This is a genomic window from Ruegeria sp. BC3 (assembly GCF_056539265.1).
In genome coordinates, this window is record NZ_JBQFUP010000004.1 from 275524 (window position 1) to 297192 (window position 21669).

Annotated in this window: 17 protein-coding genes; 6 read left to right on the plus strand and 11 right to left on the minus strand. The window is 57.5% G+C overall.

From position 1 onward, the window contains the following. Positions 1-114: 114 nt before the first annotated feature. From ACR0MV_RS13320 to ACR0MV_RS13350, 7 genes are all read right to left on the minus strand, one after another. Positions 115-1392 carry an aspartate aminotransferase family protein gene (locus tag ACR0MV_RS13320; protein ID WP_480702419.1) on the minus strand — a complete coding sequence of 426 codons (1278 nt, stop codon included), beginning with the start codon at positions 1390-1392 and terminating at the stop codon, positions 115-117. Between the two features lies 1 nt (position 1393). After that, a complete protein-coding gene (locus ACR0MV_RS13325) occupies positions 1394-2497 on the minus strand; it encodes a mandelate racemase/muconate lactonizing enzyme family protein (RefSeq protein WP_480702420.1) in 1104 nt (367 codons plus the stop codon). Positions 2498-2606: 109 nt separating this feature from the next. Continuing rightward, positions 2607-3722, minus strand: a complete 1116-nt coding sequence (locus tag ACR0MV_RS13330; RefSeq protein ID WP_480702421.1) for a mandelate racemase/muconate lactonizing enzyme family protein — start codon at positions 3720-3722, stop codon at positions 2607-2609. After that, positions 3719-4825 carry a mandelate racemase/muconate lactonizing enzyme family protein gene (locus tag ACR0MV_RS13335; protein WP_480702422.1) on the minus strand — a complete coding sequence of 369 codons (1107 nt, stop codon included), beginning with the start codon at positions 4823-4825 and terminating at the stop codon, positions 3719-3721. Before ACR0MV_RS13335 ends, ACR0MV_RS13330 begins: the two co-directional genes overlap by 4 nt. Beyond that, positions 4822-5400 (minus strand): dimethylsulfonioproprionate lyase family protein, encoded by a 579-nt coding sequence (locus ACR0MV_RS13340; RefSeq protein ID WP_480702423.1) that lies wholly within the window; start codon positions 5398-5400, stop codon positions 4822-4824. Before ACR0MV_RS13340 ends, ACR0MV_RS13335 begins: the two co-directional genes overlap by 4 nt. Next, positions 5397-6479: an alcohol dehydrogenase family protein gene (locus tag ACR0MV_RS13345; RefSeq protein WP_480702424.1), complete on the minus strand. Its 1083-nt coding sequence runs from the start codon at positions 6477-6479 to the stop codon at positions 5397-5399. The genes ACR0MV_RS13340 and ACR0MV_RS13345 overlap by 4 nt, the downstream gene beginning before the upstream one ends. Further along, on the minus strand, positions 6479-8932 hold the full coding sequence (locus tag ACR0MV_RS13350; RefSeq protein WP_480702425.1) for an FAD-dependent oxidoreductase: 2454 nt from the start codon (positions 8930-8932) through the stop codon (positions 6479-6481). Before ACR0MV_RS13350 ends, ACR0MV_RS13345 begins: the two co-directional genes overlap by 1 nt. 68 nt (positions 8933-9000) lie before the next feature. Between ACR0MV_RS13350 and ACR0MV_RS13355 the strand changes: the two genes are divergently transcribed. From ACR0MV_RS13355 to ACR0MV_RS13375, 5 genes are read left to right on the plus strand one after another with little or no spacing between them, the layout of a single operon-like run. Then, on the plus strand, positions 9001-9888 hold the full coding sequence (locus ACR0MV_RS13355; protein WP_480702426.1) for a MurR/RpiR family transcriptional regulator: 888 nt from the start codon (positions 9001-9003) through the stop codon (positions 9886-9888). Continuing rightward, positions 9885-10976, plus strand: a complete 1092-nt coding sequence (locus ACR0MV_RS13360; RefSeq protein WP_475207067.1) for an aromatic ring-hydroxylating oxygenase subunit alpha — start codon at positions 9885-9887, stop codon at positions 10974-10976. The genes ACR0MV_RS13355 and ACR0MV_RS13360 overlap by 4 nt, the downstream gene beginning before the upstream one ends. A 16-nt stretch (positions 10977-10992) precedes the next feature. After that, a complete protein-coding gene (locus tag ACR0MV_RS13365) occupies positions 10993-11817 on the plus strand; it encodes an aspartate racemase/maleate isomerase family protein (protein WP_480702427.1) in 825 nt (274 codons plus the stop codon). A gap of 17 nt (positions 11818-11834) precedes the next feature. After that, on the plus strand, positions 11835-12575 hold the full coding sequence (locus ACR0MV_RS13370) for a sulfotransferase-like domain-containing protein (protein WP_480702428.1): 741 nt from the start codon (positions 11835-11837) through the stop codon (positions 12573-12575). Between the two features lie 17 nt (positions 12576-12592). Then, on the plus strand, positions 12593-12976 hold the full coding sequence (locus tag ACR0MV_RS13375; RefSeq protein WP_480702429.1) for a carboxymuconolactone decarboxylase family protein: 384 nt from the start codon (positions 12593-12595) through the stop codon (positions 12974-12976). Between the two features lie 30 nt (positions 12977-13006). Here the strand turns inward: ACR0MV_RS13375 and ACR0MV_RS13380 are convergent, their stop codons facing one another. Both ACR0MV_RS13380 and ACR0MV_RS13385 read right to left on the minus strand, forming a co-directional pair. After that, the gene (locus tag ACR0MV_RS13380; protein WP_480702430.1) at positions 13007-14620 is read right to left on the minus strand and encodes an adenylate/guanylate cyclase domain-containing protein; all 1614 of its coding nucleotides are present in this window, start codon (positions 14618-14620) and stop codon (positions 13007-13009) included. A 622-nt stretch (positions 14621-15242) separates the two neighbouring features. Beyond that, the gene (locus tag ACR0MV_RS13385; protein ID WP_170510360.1) at positions 15243-16796 is read right to left on the minus strand and encodes a hypothetical protein; all 1554 of its coding nucleotides are present in this window, start codon (positions 16794-16796) and stop codon (positions 15243-15245) included. Positions 16797-17657: 861 nt separating this feature from the next. Between ACR0MV_RS13385 and ACR0MV_RS13390 the strand changes: the two genes are divergently transcribed. After that, a complete protein-coding gene (locus ACR0MV_RS13390) occupies positions 17658-19754 on the plus strand; it encodes an AAA family ATPase (RefSeq protein WP_170563860.1) in 2097 nt (698 codons plus the stop codon). Positions 19755-19970: 216 nt separating this feature from the next. On the opposite strand, the gene ACR0MV_RS13395 is transcribed toward ACR0MV_RS13390, so the two are convergent. After that, entirely contained in the window at positions 19971-20498 is a 528-nt protein-coding gene (locus ACR0MV_RS13395) for a lipocalin family protein (protein WP_170510366.1), read from the minus strand. Between the two features lie 185 nt (positions 20499-20683). Then, positions 20684-21661, minus strand: a complete 978-nt coding sequence (locus ACR0MV_RS13400; protein ID WP_217358884.1) for an HIT domain-containing protein — start codon at positions 21659-21661, stop codon at positions 20684-20686. Between the last annotated feature and the right edge of the window lie 8 nt (positions 21662-21669).

Consider the following 21669-nt stretch of genomic DNA (forward strand, 5'->3'; position numbering starts at 1 on the left):
AAAGTTTTTTTAGTCCGTTCTTTTTTGTAAGTGGTATTCGAGGGGGCGAGGCCTCATCCCGAACTCCGATCAGTAAGGGCCGTTGTCTGAGAAGACAGCGGCCCGCTTAGTTTCTTAGGCTGCACTTATCGCCTGAACCGCTTTTTCGACGGCCAATCGCGTATGCTCCAGATCGGCTGCGGTGACAGCCAACGAGGGATACACCTTGCCCGGTGCCTTAAACACACCATTTGAGCGCAGGGTCGCGTTGTAGAGCGCGCCGCGCTGCGGATCGTCATGTTGCGCGCTGCGATAGTCGCGGCAATCTGCATCGGTGAAATAGATATCAAACAGAGTTTCATCGCCACAGATCCGATGCGGGATCCCCGCCCGGGTCAGCGCATCCACCTGCATTTTCTGCAACTCGGCCCCGATTTCGCGCAGTCGGTCATACATGCCCTCGCGCCCCAGAACCTCCATCGTCTTCAACCCCGCGACCGAGGCGACGGGATTGCCCGACAACGTCCCTAGCTGCATCAGCCAGCCTTCCTCGCCGACTTGGGCTTTATCGAAGTGTTTCATTATCTCGGCGCTTGCGCCCAACGCGGCCAGAGGGAAGCCTCCGCCGATGATTTTGCCAAGCGTACAGATATCAGGTGTCACCCCATATCGTTCCTGCGCACCGCCAAAGGCCAGACGGAACCCGGTGACGATTTCATCAAAGATCAGCAGGACATTGTGTTTGTCGCACAGATCGCGCAATCCCTGAAGATAACCTGGCAGCGCCGGAATGATCCGTTGCAAGGGTTCGACCATGATGGCGGCGATGTCGTCATGCTCATTCAGCAGGTTTTCGACTGCCTCAAGATCATTATAGGGCGCGACCAGCATTTGCTCGGCCACACTGTCGGGGATGCCCGCACTGTCGGGTACGGCCTGTGGGAAATTCACGCGGCGACTGGGGGCGAGGCTCATCTGCGCCTCTGCGCTCATGCCGTGATACCCGCCTTCGAACTTCAGAATCTTGTCGCGGCCGGTATAGGCGCGGGCCAATCGAATGGCGTACATATCTGCCTCACCGCCCGAGGCAACAAAGCGGACCTGTTCGCAGCATGGCACTGCGTCCACGATGGCTTCGGCCAGTTCAATGCCACGCGCGTTGTTGGCGAAAAAGGTCATGCCCTTGGGCAATTGTTCCAGAACGGCCTCCATCACCTCAGGATGACCATGACCCAAAAGCATCGGGCCCGAGCCGATCAGATAATCCACATATTCATTGCCATCCTCGTCCCAGACTCGGCTGCCTTCGCCGCGCGCGATAATGATGCCCGGATCGAAGTTACCGAAACCACCGGCGGGCAAAACCGTGTTTGCACGATCGATCCATTCGGATTGGGTATTGATTTTCAGCATCTCAAACGATCTCCAGTAGGGGTGAGCCAAGAACATCCGGGTCTGGTGCAACACCTAACCCCGGACCTTCGGGCGGAGCAATCCGTCCATTTTCACGGTTTGGCGCCTCCGGACAGATGCGCGGCGACACATAGGATGACAGGTCACAGGTATTCATTAGTGAACCATGCGGGGTCGAGGCCGCAAAATGCAGCGAGGCGGCGGTGACGATATCCGAGCCCCACGTGCACTCGGCGCAGATCTCGGCCCCGAAATGCACAGTTAGATCACGGGCGCGGCGCATGGCGGACAGGCCACCGAACTTCGACAATTTCAGCGCGACGGCATCCATGCAGCCTAGCTCATGCGCGCGTTGCAGCGACGCCAGATCATGGGCGTTTTCGTCGATTTTCATGGGCAAACCGGTCGCTTGCCGGACGGCGGCACAGTCCTCCAGTGTTTTACAGGGCTGTTCCAACATCACATCCAGATGCGCCACGGCCCGGCCCGTCCGCGTCGCTTGCAAACGCGATGCGCCGCAGTTCCAGTCGCCATAGACAAGCGGGCCAGGCCCGACAGCCTCACGCACTTTGCTCAGACGCTCGGCATCGGCCTGCCAATCGCCCTCAACCCCCAACTTGACCTGAAACTGGCGGATGCCGGTCTGGTAAGCAGTTTTCGCAATCCGCGCCATGTCGTCCGGCGCGATGCAGGTGATCGAATGATAGAGTGGCATATCCTTGCGCGTGCGCCCGCCCAACAGCGCATAGATCGGCTGCCCCGTGGCCTGCCCGAACAAATCCCACAGGGCGATGTCGATCGCGGACTTGGCATAGCGATGACCCTGCAGAAACCCGTCCAGCTTTCGCATCGGGGCGTCCACTCCGTTTGGTGACATGCCGAGGATTTCGGGAACCATCTCGGTCACGGCGCTTGGCACGCCACCGGCATAGGCGGGCAGGTAATGCGGGATCGGGCAAACCTCGCCCCACCCTTTCAGACCAGTAGCTGTCTCAAGGCACAGGATATGAGAGGTCACGGTCGCGCAGGTCTTGCCCTCGGCCATGTGATAGGTCTCGTGGCTGGTCAGATCGACGGACCACAGTGTTATCCGGGTCACCTTCATTCAGAACGTCCTTTGAAAACCGATGGCGGGCCGGAAAGGGGGCCAGCCCCCCTCTTGGCCTGCGGCCAATTCACCCCCCGAGGTATTTTTGGCCAGATGAAGCGGCGGATCATCGCGGGGCCTCGTATATCGCGACCGGAGACCCCAGCGTGTCTTCGTCCGGGTGAACGCCCAGGCCGGGCGTTTCCGGCAGGTGCAGATGGCCGTCGATATTTCGCGGGCCGCGTCCGCCTGCGATATCAACGGTGATCATGTCCTGACACGCCCAAACCGCGTGGCAATTGTCATCCGGAACGGTGGCCGCCAGATGCAGCGCCTCGGTATCGGCCAGAACCGTGCCACCGGTTGCCATGACAAACATGTCGATCCCATGTGCCAGAGCGATATCCCGCATCCTAGCCGCCTTGGTCAGGCCACCGACGCGGTTCAGTTTGATCCCGAATATCTCGGCCAGCCCGTCACGCGCGATGCGGGCCGCGTCTTGCAGGGTTACAAGGCTTTCGTCTACCGAGACGGGCGAGGCATGGCGGCCAGCGATAGCGGCGATGTCGTCCAGTGTCTCGCCTGGTTGTTCGAACATGACGCTCAGGTCCTCGCAGGCGCTCATCACCCGTAAGGCTTGTTGCCGGGTCCAGCCACGGTTCACGTCATAGAGGACGATCTCACCGGGACGCCGGATGCTTTCCACATCGCGGACGCGGGCAATATCCCGTTCAACGTTGCCGCCGATTTTGACCGAATGTGCGACGTAGCCTCGGCTGCGATAGCGTTCCATCACCTCGCGGGTTTCTTCGGCGGTTTTGGCTCCGACGGATGAGGCAATCGGGCGCGGCGTGCGGGACCCGCCCCCCATGAGGTCTGCAATCGGCAAACCCGCCGCCTGACCCGCAATATCCCAGCAAGCCATGTCGATCGGGCTTTTGGCGTACAGGTGGCCGGGAAGAGCAATGTCCATGGCACGCTCGACATCCAGAACGCGTCGTGGGTCGAGGCCCAGAATGAACGGGGCCATCGTTTCGATTCCGGCGCGGATGCCCGGACCGTGCGCCGGGACATAGGTGTGACCCCATGGGGTTCCTTCGCCCCAGCCGGTCAGCCCGGTGTCAGTTTCGACCTTAACGATTGTCGCGTCGAGGGTTTCAAACTTGAGCCGTCCGCCGGACAGCCAATAGGGATGCTCTAACGGCAAGTCGACGTGGTAGACGGTGATCGTCTTGATCTTCATAAAGTGTACTCCGCCACCGGCGCGCCGAGGCTTTCGAAATCGGGTGTTACGCCCAATCCAGGCGTATCAGAGGCAAAAAGCTTGCCATCCCGCGACATCGGCCCGCCGTTTCCAGTCGACCGCGTGTTATAGTTCATCAAATCCGTCGTGTTTTGCAGATACTCGGCCGGGGTCGACGCCGCGAAATGGGCCACGACCGACGAGGTGATTTCGCCGCCCCAAGTGTCTTCGCTGACAACGGGAATCCGGTTTTCGACCAGATAGTCCCGCACACGCCGCGCCTTGCTAAGCCCCCCAAGGTTCGAGATTTTCAGACAGCATATCTCGGCCCCGCGATCCGCGACGATCCTCTGGGCCATATGCATGCCGGTGACGCACTCGTCCAACTTCATCGGCTGTTCAGCCACGCGGCGAACCTGCTGGCATTCCTCATAGGTGCGGCACGGTTGTTCCAGAATGAAATCCAGATCGCGCGTGGCTCGGGCGACCCGGATCGCGTTGTCGACGCGCCAGCCCTGATTGGCATCTGCCATCGCCTTTTCGCCGGGTTGCAACAGAGGCACCGTGGTGCGGATTCGGTCGATGTCCGTTGCCCAGTCGCTGCCCACCTTGACTTGGAACTGTCGGTAACCCTGATCCCGGTAGGCATTCATCTCGGCCACGGTTTCATCCACCGCCTTCTGCGGTGCGACACGATACATCGGGGCACCATCCGTCAACTTGCCGCCCAGCAGCATCCAGACGGGTTGATCGCATGCCTTGCCCAATATGTCCCAGCATGCAGCGTCAAACGGGGCTTTTGCGTAGCCATGGCCTTGGACCAAATGGTCCAACAATTGCTCGATCCGGCCTACCTGCCGCGGGTCTTCGCCCAAAAGTTTCGGGGCCACCAATCGGGCGAGTGCAACCACACCTTCGGAATGGGCGACCATATAGTTCTCGCCGCAGGGCGTGAACTCTCCGCATCCCTGTAGGCCAGCGTCCGTGTCGATCACGACAACCGAAGCGGTGGCCGTTTCAATCGCGTTGCCCGCGCCCCAGACATAGGCACCGCCGACATAGGGCAGGCCAGTCTGGTATACGCGGATCCGAGTGATCTTCATGCCGCATCCATCCGTGGCAGATCGCCCAACCCTTCGCCCCGCCAGAGGACAAAGGTCAGGATCGGCTGATCTGTCGTGGTCATGGCGTGGCTTTGCCAGCTGTCGTGCTGGCGGGTCTCGTTTGGTCCAACGAACCGTTCATCGCCTTCGGTGCGAAAGATCGCGCCCCCGGCCAGGGTCAGGTACAGCTCTTCGGCCTGGTGACTGTGCCAGTCATAGTTCAGGCCCGCACCCCAATAGGCCACATAGCCGCGCAACTGGTTCGAGTGGAAATGGCCAGTGGGACCAAACAACTCGTAATACCCATAGCGGCTTAGGAAATCGGCACCAACTTCTTCTTCGGTATAGGTTTGCTTCCAGTGGGCCAGATGGGCACTGGCCCGGATCGCATCCGACAGCGACTGAGTTGCCGCGTCCGGTGAAAAATCGGTTCGCCGCACCAATTCCATTGCCGGGATCGCGTTTGCAGCCAAATCCGTTGGTTCCAGATCGTCAGGCCATGCGCCAAAGGCGGACAGCGCGGGGTGCGACTGATGCATATGCCGAGCGGCCTGAAGAACGGCATCCAGCGTCATGGGGTCACCACGATGTTGCCGGTGTGCTGCTTGTCGATAAAGGCAGCCTGAGCGTCTCGCAGCTCTTCCAACGGATAGGTCGCTGCGAGGGCAGGTTTGATTTCGCCGGCTTCGATGTACTTCACGAGGTTCAGCATGACTTGTGGGTCAATCACGGTCGATCCGGTGAAGGTCAGATCACGCAGATAGAAAGTGCGCAAATCAAGCTCGACCATTGGACCGGCAATCGCGCCCGAACAAGTATAACGACCGCCGCGTTCGAGGATGTCGATCAGGTGCGGCCAATACGGGCCACCCACCACATCCGCAACGACCGTGATCTTCTCATCGCCCAGAGAGGCACGCAGGTTTTCCGGCGCGCGGGGCAGGATCTTGTCCGGGCCCAGCTCGGCCACATCGGCGTGCTTTGCTTCGGACGCCATGGCGATCACCCGGGCACCGCGACGTTTAGCCAATTGCACAAGGGCCCCGCCGACGCCGCCCGAGGCACCCGGCACCAGCACGGTGTCTTTGTCGGATACATTGGCGCGGGCCAGCATTCCCTCAGCTGTGGAGTATGAACACGAGAACGTTGCCAGTTCCGCGTCGGACAGCTCCGATGTGATCGGAACCGCGTTCACCGCAAGCGTCGTGGCGTATTCGGCAAAGCCTCCGTCCCGTTCGGACCCGAAATACCCGGTCTTGTCCATGTTTTCCGGATCGGCAGGGTCGCGCAGCCAGCCATCGGTGATGACACGCTCACCGATCCGCGCGGGATTGACGCCGTCGCCGACGGCCACGATGTGCCCGCAGATATCAGCCCCCTGTATGCGCGGGAAGGTGATCGGCGCGCCGCCCCATGTTGGGTCGTCCTGTCCCACTTCCTCGAAGGCACCCCCGGTCGTCGCGTCCGTGACTGTCTTGGAGTACCAGCCCGACCGCGTGTTGACGTCAGTGTTGTTCAGTCCGCAGGCTGCGACCTTGATCAGCACCTCTCCGGCGGCGGGTTCTGGACGCGGCCAGTCTTCATGCAACACCATCTGTTCCAGACCGCCATGGCCCATTGTGACCATGGCTTTCATTGTGTCGGGCAAGCTCATTATGCAGTCTCCAAAATGGCGTCGGTGCGCGGCAGCAGGCTTTGTGGATCATAGGCCGGTTCACCCAGTACGCGGGCTGCGCGGGGTTTGCCGTGGATCACGACCTCCAACGCGGCTCCGGCGTCGGCCGCTTTGGGCTTGATGTAGGCAAAGGCAAGGATCTTGCCGACGGTGTGCCCGTAAGCAACAGAAGCCGTCGAGCCCACAACAGTCCCATTCAACATGACCGCCTCACCGCCGTGACCGTCAATCTCGCCATCCGGCTCAATCTCAAGATATGCGCAAACCCAGGGCAGGTCGGTATTCAGGGTCTTGTCCTTGCCCAGATAGCCCTTGTCAGTTCGCGCAAAGCGCAACACGTCGGCCTCGGCCAAAGTGACCTCGTTCGTCAACTCGCCCGCACCTTTGAAGCCCTTCTCCATCCGCATCACGTTCATGGCAAAGCTGCCATAGTCGGTGATGCCATACGCCTCACCCGCGGCCCAAAGCGCGTTGTAGACGTTGAGACAGGCAGCATTGGGCATATGCAATTCCCAACCCAATTCACCGGCATAGGACATGCGGAAGGCCCAGACTTTGTGACCCGCGATGGTGATTTCCTGCGCGGACAGCCAGCGGAACCCGGCATTGGTCAGATCGGCATCGGTGCATCGCGCCAGCACGTCCCGCGAACGAGGACCGTTCAGCGACAGCGCCGACCAATCCGCCGACAGAGCCGTGATCTGCACATCCTCATCGGCGCGCTGCTGAGTTAGATGATCCAGCAGACGCTGTTCGAAGAACGCGGCACAGACCAGATAGAAGCGGTCTTCGGCCATGCGGACAATCGTCGTCTCCAACTCGATCCGGCCGCGACGGTTCAGCATGTGGGTCAATGTGATCGAGCCGACCTTTTGCGGCATCCGGTTCGCGGTCAGCCGGTCCAGCAGGGCGTAAGCGTCCGGACCCGAGACCTCGACCTTGGTGAAGGCGGTGACATCCATGATGCCGACGCTTTCGCGCACCGCTTTGACCTCAGCCGCGACCATGTCGTCGGCAGAGGTCCGGCGGAAGGAATAGTGATCGCGCTGCTCCACACCGTCCCGTGCAAACCAACGAGGACGCTCAAACCCATAGACCTCTTCATGCACCGCGCCTTTGGATTTCAGCAGCTCGTACAGCGGCGACGGCTTGATTGGACGCCCCTCAAGACGGTTGAAATGCGGGAACGGGATCTCGTGGCGCAGGCAATAATCCTCTTCGGCCTTGATCACCTGCCAATCCTTGGTCGCATAGCTGCCGAACCGGCGCGGATCGTATTCGCGCATCGAAATATCAGCCGCCCCATGCACCATCCAGCGCGCCAGCTCACGTGTCAGACCCGGCCCCCAGCCGATCCCGATCTGGGTGCCACAGCAGCACCAGTAGTTCCGTACGCCCGGAGCAGGTCCGATCAGCGGGTTGCCATCGGGTGGATGCGAGATCGCGCCGTGCACGTCACGCTGGATACCCAACTCGGCGAAGATCGGCATGCGGTTGAGGCTTTCCTCAAGCCACGGCATCACCCGGTCGTAATCCGCATCGAACAGCCAGTTCTCGTATTCCCACGGGCAGTGATCATGCCAGACCGAGTTCGGGTTTTCCTTCTCGTAAATCCCGATCAGCCCGCGCTGCTGCTCCATCCGGATATAGCCCGAGACTTTGCGGTCGTCGCGGATCACCGGCAGCTCTTTGTCCAGGTTCTGGAACTCGGGCACCGGCTCGGTCACGAAGTAGTGGTGGGTCATTGACGTCATCGGCAATTGCAGCCCCGACCATTCGCCCATCTGGCGGGCATAGGTGCCGCCCGCATTCACCACATGCTCACACGTGATGGTGCCCTGTTCGGTCTCAACCACCCACTCGCCGTTGTCGGCCTGCGTGATGTTGGTCGCGCGGCAGTTTCGGAAGATGCGAACGCCCTTCTGACGCGCGCCCGTTGCCATCGCCATGGTCACGTTGGTTGGGTCCACATGGCCGTCATCCGGAGTATGCAGCGCGCCCAACACGCCTTCGAGGTTATAGAACGGGTGCAGCTCAGCCACCTTTTCAGGCCCGACCAGTTCGATGTTGAATCCCAGCGACCGGCCCACCGACAGGGTGTGGCGCAGCCAGTCCATCTCATCCTCGGTATAGGCCAGACGGAACGAACCGCAGCCGTGCCATGTAACGGGCTGACCGGTTTCAGCCTCTAACTGGCCGGAATACAGACCGATATTGTAATCCACGCATTTGCCCAGCCCAAAGCTCGAGGTCGAATGCGTGATCTGGCCCGCCGCGTGCCAAGTGCTGCCGCTGGTCAACTCGGCCTTTTCCAATAGGACAGTATCGTCGCCCCAGCCTTCATGCGCCAGATGATAGGCCAGACCGACCCCCATGACGCCGCCTCCGACGATGACCACACGTGCATGTGACGGCAAATTCTTCTCGGACATGATTTTTCCTCTTCCCGAGTCGCGTTTCTGCTCGACAGGCTAATTCCACATTTGTACCATCGTCAATCATGAATGACACAAATGTATCATCAACCGTTCTCGACCGCCTCAGCCAAGAGTGGGATGCCCTAACGCCCGAGGCGCAGAAGGCTGCGCGTTACGTACTGGAAAACCCAACAGACGTTGGGGTTTCGACCGTGCGCGAGATTGCCGAAGCGGCAAAGGTCAAACCCAACACATTTGTCCGAATGGCACGGCAGGTGGGGTTTGAAGGGTACGAGGATTTCCGCGCACCGTTCCGCGATGCGATTCGACAAGGCGGCGTGTCGTTTCCAGACCGCGCCCGTTGGTTGCAGGACATTGGAAAATCCGGCGAACTGGGTGGGCTTTATGCGGATATGGTCGGAGCCGCGATCCGCAATATCGAAGAGACCTTCGCCGGAATCGACGCCGCCAGCCTCAAGAGCGCAGCGGAAGACATCTGGAACTGCCGCCAGATTTTCACGTTGGGTGTGGGCGTCAACAACTCGAACGCGCGCAATTTCACCTATCTTGCCTCAACGGGGATGAAGCAGTTCCATGCCATCCCCCGTCCCGGCTCGACCCCGGTGGACGATCTGGCCTGGGCCGATGAGCAGGACGTACTGATCGCCATCACATGCCACCCTTACCGGACCGAGGTGATCGACGCGATCAAACTGGCGCGCCTTCAGGGGCTGACAGTCATTGGCATCTCGGACAGCCCGGCCAGCCCTGTCATCCTGAACGCGCAGCACGGCTTTGTCGTCGCCGCAGATACCCCGCAATTCTTCCCGTCCTCCGTCTCGACCATCGCTTTGTTGGAGACGCTGCTGTCCTTCGTGATCGCGGTTTCTAGCGACGAGATCGTCGAGCGGGTGGAACGGTTTCACCAACGCAGACACCAACTTGGCCTCTACGCGGAGGAGCCCGAATGAACGCACCCCTGACCCACTCACTGGACGCGCGCTATTACACAGACCCGACGATTTTCGAACAGGAAATGCAGGGACTTCTGGCCCGGACATGGCAGTTTGCAGGCCATGTAGCTCAGGTTCGGGAAGCGGGGGACTATTTCGCATTTGAGATCGCCGGGCAGAGCCTGTTCTGCATCCGAGGGCGCGACGGGGAAATCCGCACCTTCTACAACGTCTGTCAGCACCGCGCGCATGAAATGGTGACCGGCGCGGGCAACACGCGGGTCGTTGTGTGCCCCTATCATGCATGGACCTACGAACTGTCCGGCCAATTGCGTGCCGGACCAAATATCAAATCCGTCCCGGGGTTCGACCGCAGCGCAATCTGTCTGACCTCGGTCCGCACCGAGGTCTTCAATGGCTTCATCTTTGTCAATCTGGATGACGATGCCGCCCCGATGGATGAATGGTACCCCGGCGTACGCGAAGAAATCCGAGCGTTTGTCCCGCATATCGACGAGCTTGAACCGTTGGAATGGGTCGAGATCCCCGAGAACTGCAACTGGAAAGTCAGCATCGAGAACTACTCGGAATGCTACCACTGCCCGACCAACCATCCGACCTTTGCCGAGGGCGTCGTCAAGCCCGAGACCTATGACATCCAACCCGATGCAGGCGGCGGCTATGTCCTGCGCCATACGACAGAGTGTCAGAGCCTGGACAAGATGACCTATCCCATCGACCTGACGGTGCCACATGCGGGCGACTATCAGTCGTGGTTTTTGTGGCCGATGTTCTCGTTCCAGTGCTACCCGGGCAACGTTCTGAACACCTATCACTGGCGCGCCGAGGACCCCGATCACTGCACCGTCTGGCGCGGCTGGTACACCGAGGGCGGATCAGAAAGCGCCGTCATCCGGCAACTGGCGGTACAGGACCGCGAAACCACCGTTGAAGAGGACATTCGGCTGGTGGAATCCGTCCACCGAGGCCTCAAATCGCGCGGTTACCGGCCCGGCCCTCTGGTTCTGGACCCGGGATGTGGGGTGATGTCGGAACACTCGATCGCCCGCCTGCAGCAATGGATGCGCGAAGCGGTAGACCCGTGAAAGGACCCTTAATCTCATGCTAATGCCCGAAGACTGGCGTCCCGAACATAAGCTGTTTCCCTATCAGGTCGGCTTCACCAGCCCGCCATTCGACTTTGACGCGGCACCGTCGGATTTCCTGCGCATGTGCCCCGAGACTGTTGGCGTTCATGGCTGGATGCTGCACGTCCCGGATTACGTACATGGGCTGGATCAACGGAAACAGAACTTTGGCATGCTCGAGGATTTTGTCCACTGCATGTCCCGAAACGGGGTCGATGTCTGCGGCCAGGTCGGATCCAACTGGGTGCACGCCTGCGGTCTGGGTGTTGAGGGCGTGCGCCAACACTGTGCGGACCTGTCGGACAAGCACGGTATCCAGTTCCACATGGCCGGCTACGCCATGGTCGAAGCTCTGCGTGAGATGAATATCGAAAAGGTTGCGTTGAACGCCGCCTACCACTGGCCCGAATGGTGGCAGGGTACCGTCAGTTTTCTGAAAGAAGCCGGGTTTGACGTCCTTTGGGCCGGGAATTTCCACGATCAGGGGTGGTTCGACTCGCAAGAACAAGTGAATTCGTATCGCTGGATATTCGACGGTGATCTTGCCCGAAAAAGCTTTGAATGTGTGGCGGACAAGGCCCCGCAGGCTGATGCGATCCTGATTAACGGCATGTGTAACTTCCGCACCGGGCCAAATGGCCTGCCCCAGCGCCCGTTGCATCTGGCCGACACGCTTGAGGCTGCCCTGGGAAAGCCGGTGATTGGTCATGACATCGCGCTTTACTGGCGCATTTTTAAATCCCTCAACCTGGCACCCGAAAAACCCTACGGGCAGCTTCTGAGGCGACTTCAGAACTGACGAAAAGGACAATCGACATGCACAAGATCCTCGCGCTTTGGGCAGTGCCCCGGTCCACGTCGACCGCTTTTGAATGGATGATGCGACAGCGCGGGGATCTGAATTGCCTGCACGAGCCTTTTGGCGAGGCTTGGTATCAGGGCGAGGACCCACTTTGGCACAGGTTCAAACCGGGCGATGTAACGACGCCGGGCCTGACGTTGGACTCGGTCTGGGCCGACATTCAGGATCGCGCGCAGAAAGGGCCTGTGTTCATCAAAGACTTCCCGCACTACATCAATCATATGTGGGACCCGGACTTTCTGGCGAATTTCAACCATGCCTTCCTGATCCGCGATCCGGCAAAGACGATCACTTCAATGTACAATAAGTGGCCCGATTTTGCCGAAGGCGAGGTCGGATTTCCCGAACAACGCGCCTTGTTCGACTTGCTGACCGCGCTGAACGGCACACCGCCACCAGTCATTGACAGCGACGACCTGTTGGAGAACCCGCATGATATGACCGTACGGTTCTGTCAGGCCGTTGGCATTCCGTTCCTGCCGGACGCCCTGACCTGGGAGGCTGGTGGTGATCCCTCGGCCCATAGTTGGTGGGACGGAGGTTCATTTCACGCCAATCTGGCCAACTCTACCGGTCTGGCACCTCAGCCCCGTAAACATATCTCAATCACGGACGCGCCGGACCGGGTGAAACATGTGTATCGCCGCATGAAACCCCACTATGACCACCTCTACAAACACCGCCTGACGGCCTGATACACCGGAGACACGATATGGCAGACATTTTTGACGAAGAGCTGTTCCTCAAAGGGCTTGAGCAGCGCAAGAACACGCTGGGCGCGGAATACGTGGAAAAGAACCTGGCCGCGGCAGATGACTTTACCCGCCCCTTCCAAGAGGCCATGACCGCATGGTGTTGGGGCTTTGGCTGGGGCGACGATGTGATCGACGCCAAAACACGATCGATGATGAATCTGTCGATGATCGGTGCGCTGGGGAAAATGCATGAATGGGAAATTCACTGCAAAGGCGCGATTAATAACGGTGTTTCGCCCGAGGAAATCCGCGCCATCATCCATGTGATCGGAATTTATTGCGGCGTCCCGCAAGCGCTGGAGTGCTTCCGCATCGCCCGCAAGGTTCTTGACCTGTCTTGACACGACGGCTGATCGCGCTGCCGCCATAAGTCACATCGGCAGCGCGGCCCGGGGTTTAATCAGGCTTGTCAGTTCATATGCCGCCACCTGACTTCCGATGCCTTTCAAATCGAACGGTCCCGCGGGATCCATCTTGATCCGAACCTGCCGCGCCGTGGCATTTGAAATCAGAACCTGACCATCGCTGGCGATCTCACATAGGCGCGCCGCCAGATTGGGCGCTGGGCCAATCGCAGAATAGTCTAACCGGCCCTCGAACCCGATCCGGCCCAGCGTTGCAGGGCCGGTGGCGATGCCGATGCCCAGCCCAAGACCATGACCGGCACGGTAAGGGGCCATAACCCTGCGGACATCCACCTGCATTTTCTGGGCCAGATCAACTGCGCGTTGCGCGGCGTCATCCAGCGGTACGGGCGCGCCGAACAGGACCATCAACCCGTCGCCCAAGAACCGCTCGAGCGTGCCGCCACAAGCCTCGACCAGCGGTCCGCAGGTGCCGTGGAATGCATTAAGGGCAGCGATAACCTGATCCGGGCTGGCAGCGGCAGCAAAGGCTGTGAACCCGCGCAGATCGGCAAAAAGGACCGTGATTTCGGCCTTGCGGGTGCGCAGCACATCTGCCTCATCCGTGGCCCCGACAATCATCGCGGCGACCTGCGCGGGCAGGAACCGTTTCAGACGGTTGGTACGCTCGATCTCTTCGATCTGCTTGGCCACGCGCGACTCCAGCGCTGCGTTCCAGTCGGCCAATTGCGCCTTTTGCACCTCGACCTGACCATAAAGTGCGCCCAGTTTTTCGCTGGTCTGGTTCACGTGGCTGGCCAATTCGCCAAGCTCGTCCCGGTTGGGCACCGTAATACGGCTGTCAAACCCGCCACGGGATAGCTTGCTGAGCGCGGCATGGACGCGTTCAATCGGCCAAAGCAGCGAGGACGAGATAGAATACCCCAGCAACAGCGCAATCCCGATGGCGGCAACCGCCGCTGCCATGATGTTCAGGCGTGAGGTCAAATAGGCCTGAGATGTGCGATCCGCGAGGTCGCGCACCTCTTGCTCAACGTCCTGCGCAACAGTGTATGCCTCGCGCTGCATGGCCTGAAGCGGGCCGAACAACTGGTCGAGCCCGTGTCGCGCTGCTGCCGTCAGATCCCCCGCCTGGCTCAGGCGTCGCAGCTCTGAGATGGCAGGCAAAAGCTCCTGAAGATCCGCCCGCAGGCTTGCGATGGCCTTTTCATCGGGCATGCCCGGTTGCCCGAACCGGCGAAAACCCAGCGCCAAATTCCGTTCCAACCCCGCAGTGACGTGCTGGATCGACCTCGTCGAGGCACCAGACACCCCATTATGGCTGGTTTCGTCTTGCAGATTTTGTGGAACGAACAAGGCCAGTATGTATGCGTTAAGGTTGGAAATTGTTGTGTAAGTGTCGTTGAAAAACGCGATCCTCTCCTGATCGCGCATCATCGCTTCGGTCCGCAGATTGGCCTGATGCAAAGCGAACAAACCAAATAACACCAGGATGACAAGCAGCCCGGTAATCCCAAGAAAAGCGGCAAGCAGCTTGGCCCGAACCGATAAAGCGATCCTTGCGACGCTGAGTGCAACAAATCGAAGCCCGAATTGGCCAATGTTGCGGTCGTGTGGCATGTGTAACCCCCGCCGAAATACGCGGCAGAATTGGGGTGAGTTTACACAAATAAGCCTAAGATTTCCATGTTTCTGGGCCTAATGTCTGCACAAATCATGATATGAAGGGCTGTTTTTCAAGTTATCTGACGTTTCAATTGCCACAATGTCCCGCAAAACTCCGATATCCGCAATTTTAGCGTGATTTCTGGCGATCTTAACACCCATAGGCATAAGAGGAACACGCTGCTCAGAATCGCAGGTTTCGTACAGAGAAGGCCGGCATACAGCGCCTTTTCACACGGCAGGTCGATCACGCGTTGACCGACATACCGACATTGTGGCGCACAGACTCCAAGCAACGTCAGGCACACGAAGCAGCCATGGGTCTTTCTGGCCAAACCTCAACTTTGCAAGCGAATGAATGACACCCGGCGCAAGCGACTACAGATAGTAGGTGGCGGAGACGAAGTCCGCCAACATCTTTTTCGTTCAGAATTTTATTTATAATTTACCTATACTTAAAGGAATATTGCAATGGGGCTTCACGAAATATGTGCAGCAAAATGTGCAGCAATTTGAATGGGCCTTCGTAGAAATCAAAGCGTCGAACTTAGAGACGCAAGCTCGAGACAATCAGTGCTCAAAGCGACGTGTAGTATGCCTTCAACGTCTTCGCGATAGATTGACGCCGCAGCTTCAAAAATTCCTGGTAGTCCGCAAATTCGCCCGTCAGAAGTCCAAGCGGAACTGCGTTCTCCGTGAAGTTCTCTTCAAGATCCGCGTAGACTACGATCCCTCCGTATTTTGCGGTTCCTGAATTGCATTGTTTCCGCAAATCTGAAACATACTCACTAGGAGGCGCATTTCCGATGGCAATGTTGATCTCTTGCTGTGTGTAGACCAAGTTGGCGACTTGATTGTATTGAGACTGCGTAAGGCCAAGCGTCTTTTTCAGGTGATCCTTGGGGAAGATGTGGTGAACATCGCCTCTGTGCTCCAACATACTCCGCACTGTGATTTCTTTTGACAGAAAGCCTCTAGCATTGGACTTCACCTGAGACGCAAGAAATGTCCTGAAAGCCGGATGTTTGCTATTTGACGTTGTAAGCGCTTGCACCAAACCAACTTCCCAAAAGGCATCCGAGAGCACCGCTTTCTCGATACTTTCGAGATATTCCCCCATTCCCATCTCAGAAATCTGTCGAATGTCCTGGTCAAAGCGGGTTTCCATCGATCCCGAATATCTGGCGGTCAAGAGTGAGAGCGCGAACCACTTCCTGACAAATCGTTCTATCAACTCGGAGGCGATGCCATCTTTCCGCAGGCGCAGGAAGAGAATGTAGGCAAAGTTCAATGGCGCCTGCCCACTGATCAGGCTGCTATCCACGAAACCCGCAGATTTCAGGATCATGAGAAACCGCTTGAAGTTGGTCTCATTCATGAAGTCGAGAAGACCACCACGAAGATCGGAGAACGCCTTTTCTGCGATCTCGTTCTCGAATTTCCGGGTTTCAAAGTTCCGCCCGGACAGTAGACCCACCAAATCTGCTAGTTTCCCCCTGGAAAACTGGGACGTGTAGGCGACGCGAAGCATGTCGTTGTAGGAGGGATCGTACAGATCGTCGTTCTCGTTGCGCAACCACCGCATGGCTGAGAAGTAATCCGTGTTCCCGAAGTCTTGATCGTTGCTTTCAATGTGGCCGTAGAACTCTGGTGCAACAGCTAGATGGCAAAAGTAGTCGATGGCTTTGCGCATCTGGTTTCCGCCGAACTCTTCGTTGGCAGCGATCTTGGACATTGCAAAGTCAGCCTGGCTAAGGGTGACGCCTTCACGATTGATCCGGATAAAGATTTCCGTGACAGTCTCGATATCAAGTTCTGCGTCCAGCTCGATCATACCGATCTGCTTCTTGGAGATGCCAGTCAACCGTGTGAGAATTCGTTCGAGTTCATCCTCATCCATTTCTGGATTTTCAACCACGTATTGACGGATCAACTTCAACTGGCTGATCTCACCCTGCATCAGCGGGGCGATGTCCGGAATCCAGGCTTTATCCTTGCGGATAGCTGGGTTGCTTACTTCGAACGTTTCTTTCTTGGGATTGAACGCGATGACGATATTGACCGGCTTGTATTCCTTACCGACCAGCGGGCAAGGTGGCGAACGCCAGCTACGCTCGTAAGGCGGGCCCACAAATCACGACCTTCGTCAAATTGGTGCGTGTCACCGATGGTTGGCGGTTGGTTGAAGCTGAACGCGACCACGCTTGGTGCAACCAAAAAGAACACTGGCAGCTCAAAGTGTCCGAAGCCGCCCGCGCCGACATTGTTGCAACCGCACTAAAAGGCATCTCTGTTCGGCCAAAGGAGGCTGCGTGAATTCAGACTGGTGATTGCCCAATCCACATTTGGGTGACCCACTGACCGGCCCAAACCGAGAGTTCAACGCACGGCTCAGGTCTTCGAGTTTTGTCTAATCAGCAAGCTCATAACCTTTTGATAATACCAAGACTTCAAAAATGGCGATGAACCCAAGTTCGTCGTGCGCTCCCGCTGTGCCCAAGCATCGGCGGGAGCGAAGTTGTCCCTGATCGTTTCACGAAGCTTCGTCGAAATGCAGGTGCCACGGCAGATCACATTCCCTTGCTCACGAATGCAGATGCTCCCCAGCATCTAACACCACCCGAGGCAGACCACGTCGCGACACCATTGGTAATTCGGAAGCTCGCCAAGAACACCCGCAAGAAGCGATGAAGATAACACAACCACCAAAGGTAAGGCCTTCGGCAGATTAGATAATTTTCGTGCTTCTTTTTTGCTTCATGAGAGAGGCTTGCAACAAAGATACGCAAGCGCGCATTCGAAAAGACTTGTCATTTCGGAGCGCCATGCATACTTCAATCTCCCCAAGGGAGAAAATCGTGCCTTCAAACAACTCGAAATCCAAGCGCACTCTGCCGCTACCTGAGAAACGCATACACGCCTGAACTTATCGCGTGTTCGCAGCCGTTCGGCTGCGATGTTTCCAGATTTCGAGTATTGAAAGGGCATCTCCATGCAGCCCCAAGTCTATACATCTTTCTTCTACCCGCGTTTGAATGGGTGGTTCCAGCCAGCCTACGAGAGCCTGATTAAAGCCGCCAACCGAAAGTCCGGGTGGGATGCCTTTGATGAGGATGCACCGGCTGAGGATTCGATGCCAAAGCAGTACGCGAGGGACTATTGCGCCGTTGCCTCATTGATCCGTGTTTGCGCGGCATGGAAGGACACACGCGATCAGATTGCAGGCCAGTTGCGTCGCCCATTTTCGCTGACAGTTGTTGAAACCGGTGAAAGTGAATGGGTGGAAGCCACAGGAGACGCGTTTAGCGATGGTTTGATCCCCGCGATCTGTAGCAACAACCCTGATGCAACCAAGCCAAAAATCGTGTGCTACAAGTCGCGCTGGCGCAAGACCACGCCAGCAAAGACTGCAAGCGATTTCAATGAAGCGCTGGCTCTGGCCGCGAAGGAACCAGCGTCGTTGATTGTAATCGTGCCAAGTATCGAAGTGTTGCCGGACGCCTTTTGCAAGAAATCCGCTAAGATCATTTCCCTGAGCCCATTGTCACGGAGCATGATCTTGATGCTCTATGCCATGATGCACGGCCGCCAATGTACAGCTTTGATGACAAAGGCGCTTAATCAGATGCCATCCCATGATGCTTTGGCTCAGATCTCAGCTAATGAAATTATGTTGGCTCTTCGGACGCCCAAGCTGATGGCATTTGTCCTGCAACTGAATAAGTTGACGACGCGCACAAAAGCCAACCCAGAAGCCATGGATGACGTCAAAGGCCTGGGGGCCGCGCGGGCGCCGTTGAAGCGTCTCGTGGATGACATCCAAGCATACTCTGACGGTCACCTGAGTTGGGCAGATATCCCTAACAACCTTCTACTCGATGGGCCTCCGGGTGTCGGGAAGACCTTTGTCGCGCAGAAATTGGCAGAAGCGACAGGGGCGCATTTTGTTGGCGCAAGCTATGCTGCTTGGCAAGCGGAGGGCCATCTTGGCGATTTCCTCGCTGCAATGAGAGATGATTTCCTGGAGGCAAAGCGCCATGCGCCGTCCGTTTTGCTGATCGATGAAATCGATAGTTTTGCAGATCGCGCAACCAACAAGAGCGATAACGAGAACTACAATCGGGCGGCACTAAATGGCCTGCTTGAACAGCTGGCGGGCGCCGAAAAGACGGATGGCGTCTTGGTGGTCGGCACAACAAACTACTCGGGCAAGTTGGATGCTGCACTACTGCGCTCTGGGCGGTTCGACCAAAAAGTCCACATCCCTCTTCCGGATAGGGGCGCGCTGACAGAGATCTTGTCCGCAGATGCTGGACCGACAATCAGCAAGCAGGAACTTCACGCAGTGGCGGCAGAAATGCTTGGGCAATCGGGCGCGGATGCCGCCGCGCTTGTGCGTCAGGCCCGTTCCATCGCCCGCCAGGATAAACGCCCAATTGCGATCCAACACCTCCAGACGGCGCTTGAGAAGTTTGCGAAGCCACTGCCTTCCAAGATGCTGTATAGGATGGCAATCCACGAGGCCGGCCACATCGTGGTTGCGCACGCACTTCTCGCCGGATTGCCGACAATGGCCCAGATCTCACCGAGAGGTGGTCGAGTTGACCTTGAGCTGGACAAATTCGGTCATGAAACTCAAAGCTTGGAAAATCGCCTCGCTATTTTGTTGGCTGGACGCGCAGCCGAACTTTCTTGCCTGGGTAGTGTTTCGTCAGGTGCCGGCGCGGGCGACAAAAGCGATCTTGCTCAGGCCACCATGTTTGCAGTCCAAGCCGAAACACAATTCGGTTTGTCCAACGACAATTTGATTTGGCACCCGGTGTCCATGGATAACCTGCAAGATATGCTTCAAGATCGCGACCTGGCAGCCCGCGTTCAGTCGCGGCTGCGCTCCGCAAACCATCTTGCTCAAAAGACCATCGGCGAAAATGAATATTTGCTTGAAGGTGTGGCCCAATCGCTTGTCGAAAGGCGGCAATTGAACCGGGCTGAGCTCGAGCAGTTGTTGCGAGATTTGAAATCTGCAAAAGGCAAAGATCGCCATGCAGTTAAGGAGAATTCGATCCAAAACATGCGCTGGCTTCATTGACCATAATGTCGGTCCCGAATGCGCCGGCTCTTATCGTCAAATTCCCCATATAGAATATCTCTATATGGCTCTTTTGACAGAGGTTTCGCGTGTGTGTGTGTGTCGGGCGCGGCGGGCTGCTGCCGGAAACGTGAAAGGTTTGGCTGGGGCGTTTCAGGACCAACGTTTTCTAACGGCCCCGCCCCGGAGCGGTCGCCTCTTCGCTCGTTTCCTACGTCACTTGGAAGCGTGGGGCGTCACTTCCAGCTTGGACACATCGTATCCGGCTTCCGTCAAAACAGATCGCGCTTTGTCGATATGCTTTTGGCTGGGTTCCGTGCTGCGCGATAGGATCCAACCGGCGCTTCCATTGGGCGTCCCAACAACGGCAACCTCATACTCATCGTCCACCCACAAAACCCAGTATGGCGATTTGACAAAGGGAACCTGTGGGAAGCTGACCTTGAGTTTGCCAACATCTTCAATTGTGGCTTGGCCGGTGATGTCCTTTACCCTCGTGCCATTTTCAACAAGGCAGCGGTTGTAAACGGACACCGTATCCTCGGCGATAATCTGATATTCAGCCGTTGTGTCTGTGCATCCCCGCTGGAAGAACACCGGGAAGCGGGCGTACTCAAACCACACTCCGGTGTATCTCTGCACGTCTAGTTTGCTCACGACGTCCATCGTGACCGAGGTGTCGCGGTAGGAGCCAGAGCAAGCTGCAAGGGTTGAACATAAAAGAAGAGCAGCAAGTTTCTTCACGGGGATCTCCGGCATATTGGGCCAACCTCAACACATGTCAGACACAACAGTCCGATTTGGTTTCTGGCCATCTATCAGGAAGGCCTGAAGGGATCAAAAAGCCTTGGCGCCTTCTTGCCTACCCTTCTGTCGAAAAAGGGTGTTATGCAACGCGCCGCTCAGGCGCGACTTTAGCCAAGGCCATCTCAGTAAATTCGCCTCTCAGGAATGACCCCCCTGACCCCACCACGAGGGATAAGGTGTATGTGGCAATGGAAAATGGTCTGTCCCGACACTTCGCCTGGATTGATGCCCACATTAAATCCTTCGACAGACCGATCTAGCCCCCGTACAGTTTGGCGTTCTGCTTGGAGGAGTTGCTGTACCGCATTCAACTCTGGCTGATGAAGGTCAAAATAGTCCGGCACGTGCCGTTTCGGAATGATCAAAGTATGATGGTGGGTGACCGGAAAGCCGTCCCGAATGGCATAAGCCAGTTCATTCTCAGCAACCACCCGCTCACTGGGGATCTCACAAAAGGCGCATCCATCGCATCTGTGAGCGTAGCTCTTGGCCATGCCCCGAAAATCAGTGTCATCGCGATCTCGCTTCATTGCATTGCAGGAATAACAAAGCGCCTGAAGGTTGATAGCCTCGTCCCCGCCCCCTTTGTTGCGGGGCAGAATGTGGTCGACTTCCAACGCCTTTTGGTCGGCCGATATCCCACATAGCTCGCAACGAAAATGGGCGCGCTTCAGAACCTCGTATCGAAGGGTGCCGGGAATGTACCCTGACGACTTGGATCTATGCGACCATATCTTGTCGCCACGCTTCCCAATGAACGTATCGATTTTCTGATCGCAAATCCTGATGAGGTCTTGGATCTCGGCATCTTGGAGACCTGCATTTTCTGCCAGTTGGTAAGCTTGGATTTCCCGGCCGGATTTGATGGGCTGCACAATGCCATTGTTTGTGAGAACACGTCCCACCATGTTCTTCGTGCGGACCATATAATATTCGAGCTGCGAGCGATCATAAACCATGAGCGCTGCGGCAATCTCTTCAAGCGAGGCGGATCCACCACCTTTGAGAATTCTGCGGATCATCACTGGCTGGTAGATATGTGACATCCGCATATGGTGCTCAAGAAACTCTTGGAGCCGCACATATGCTTTTGATGGCATTGGGAAAC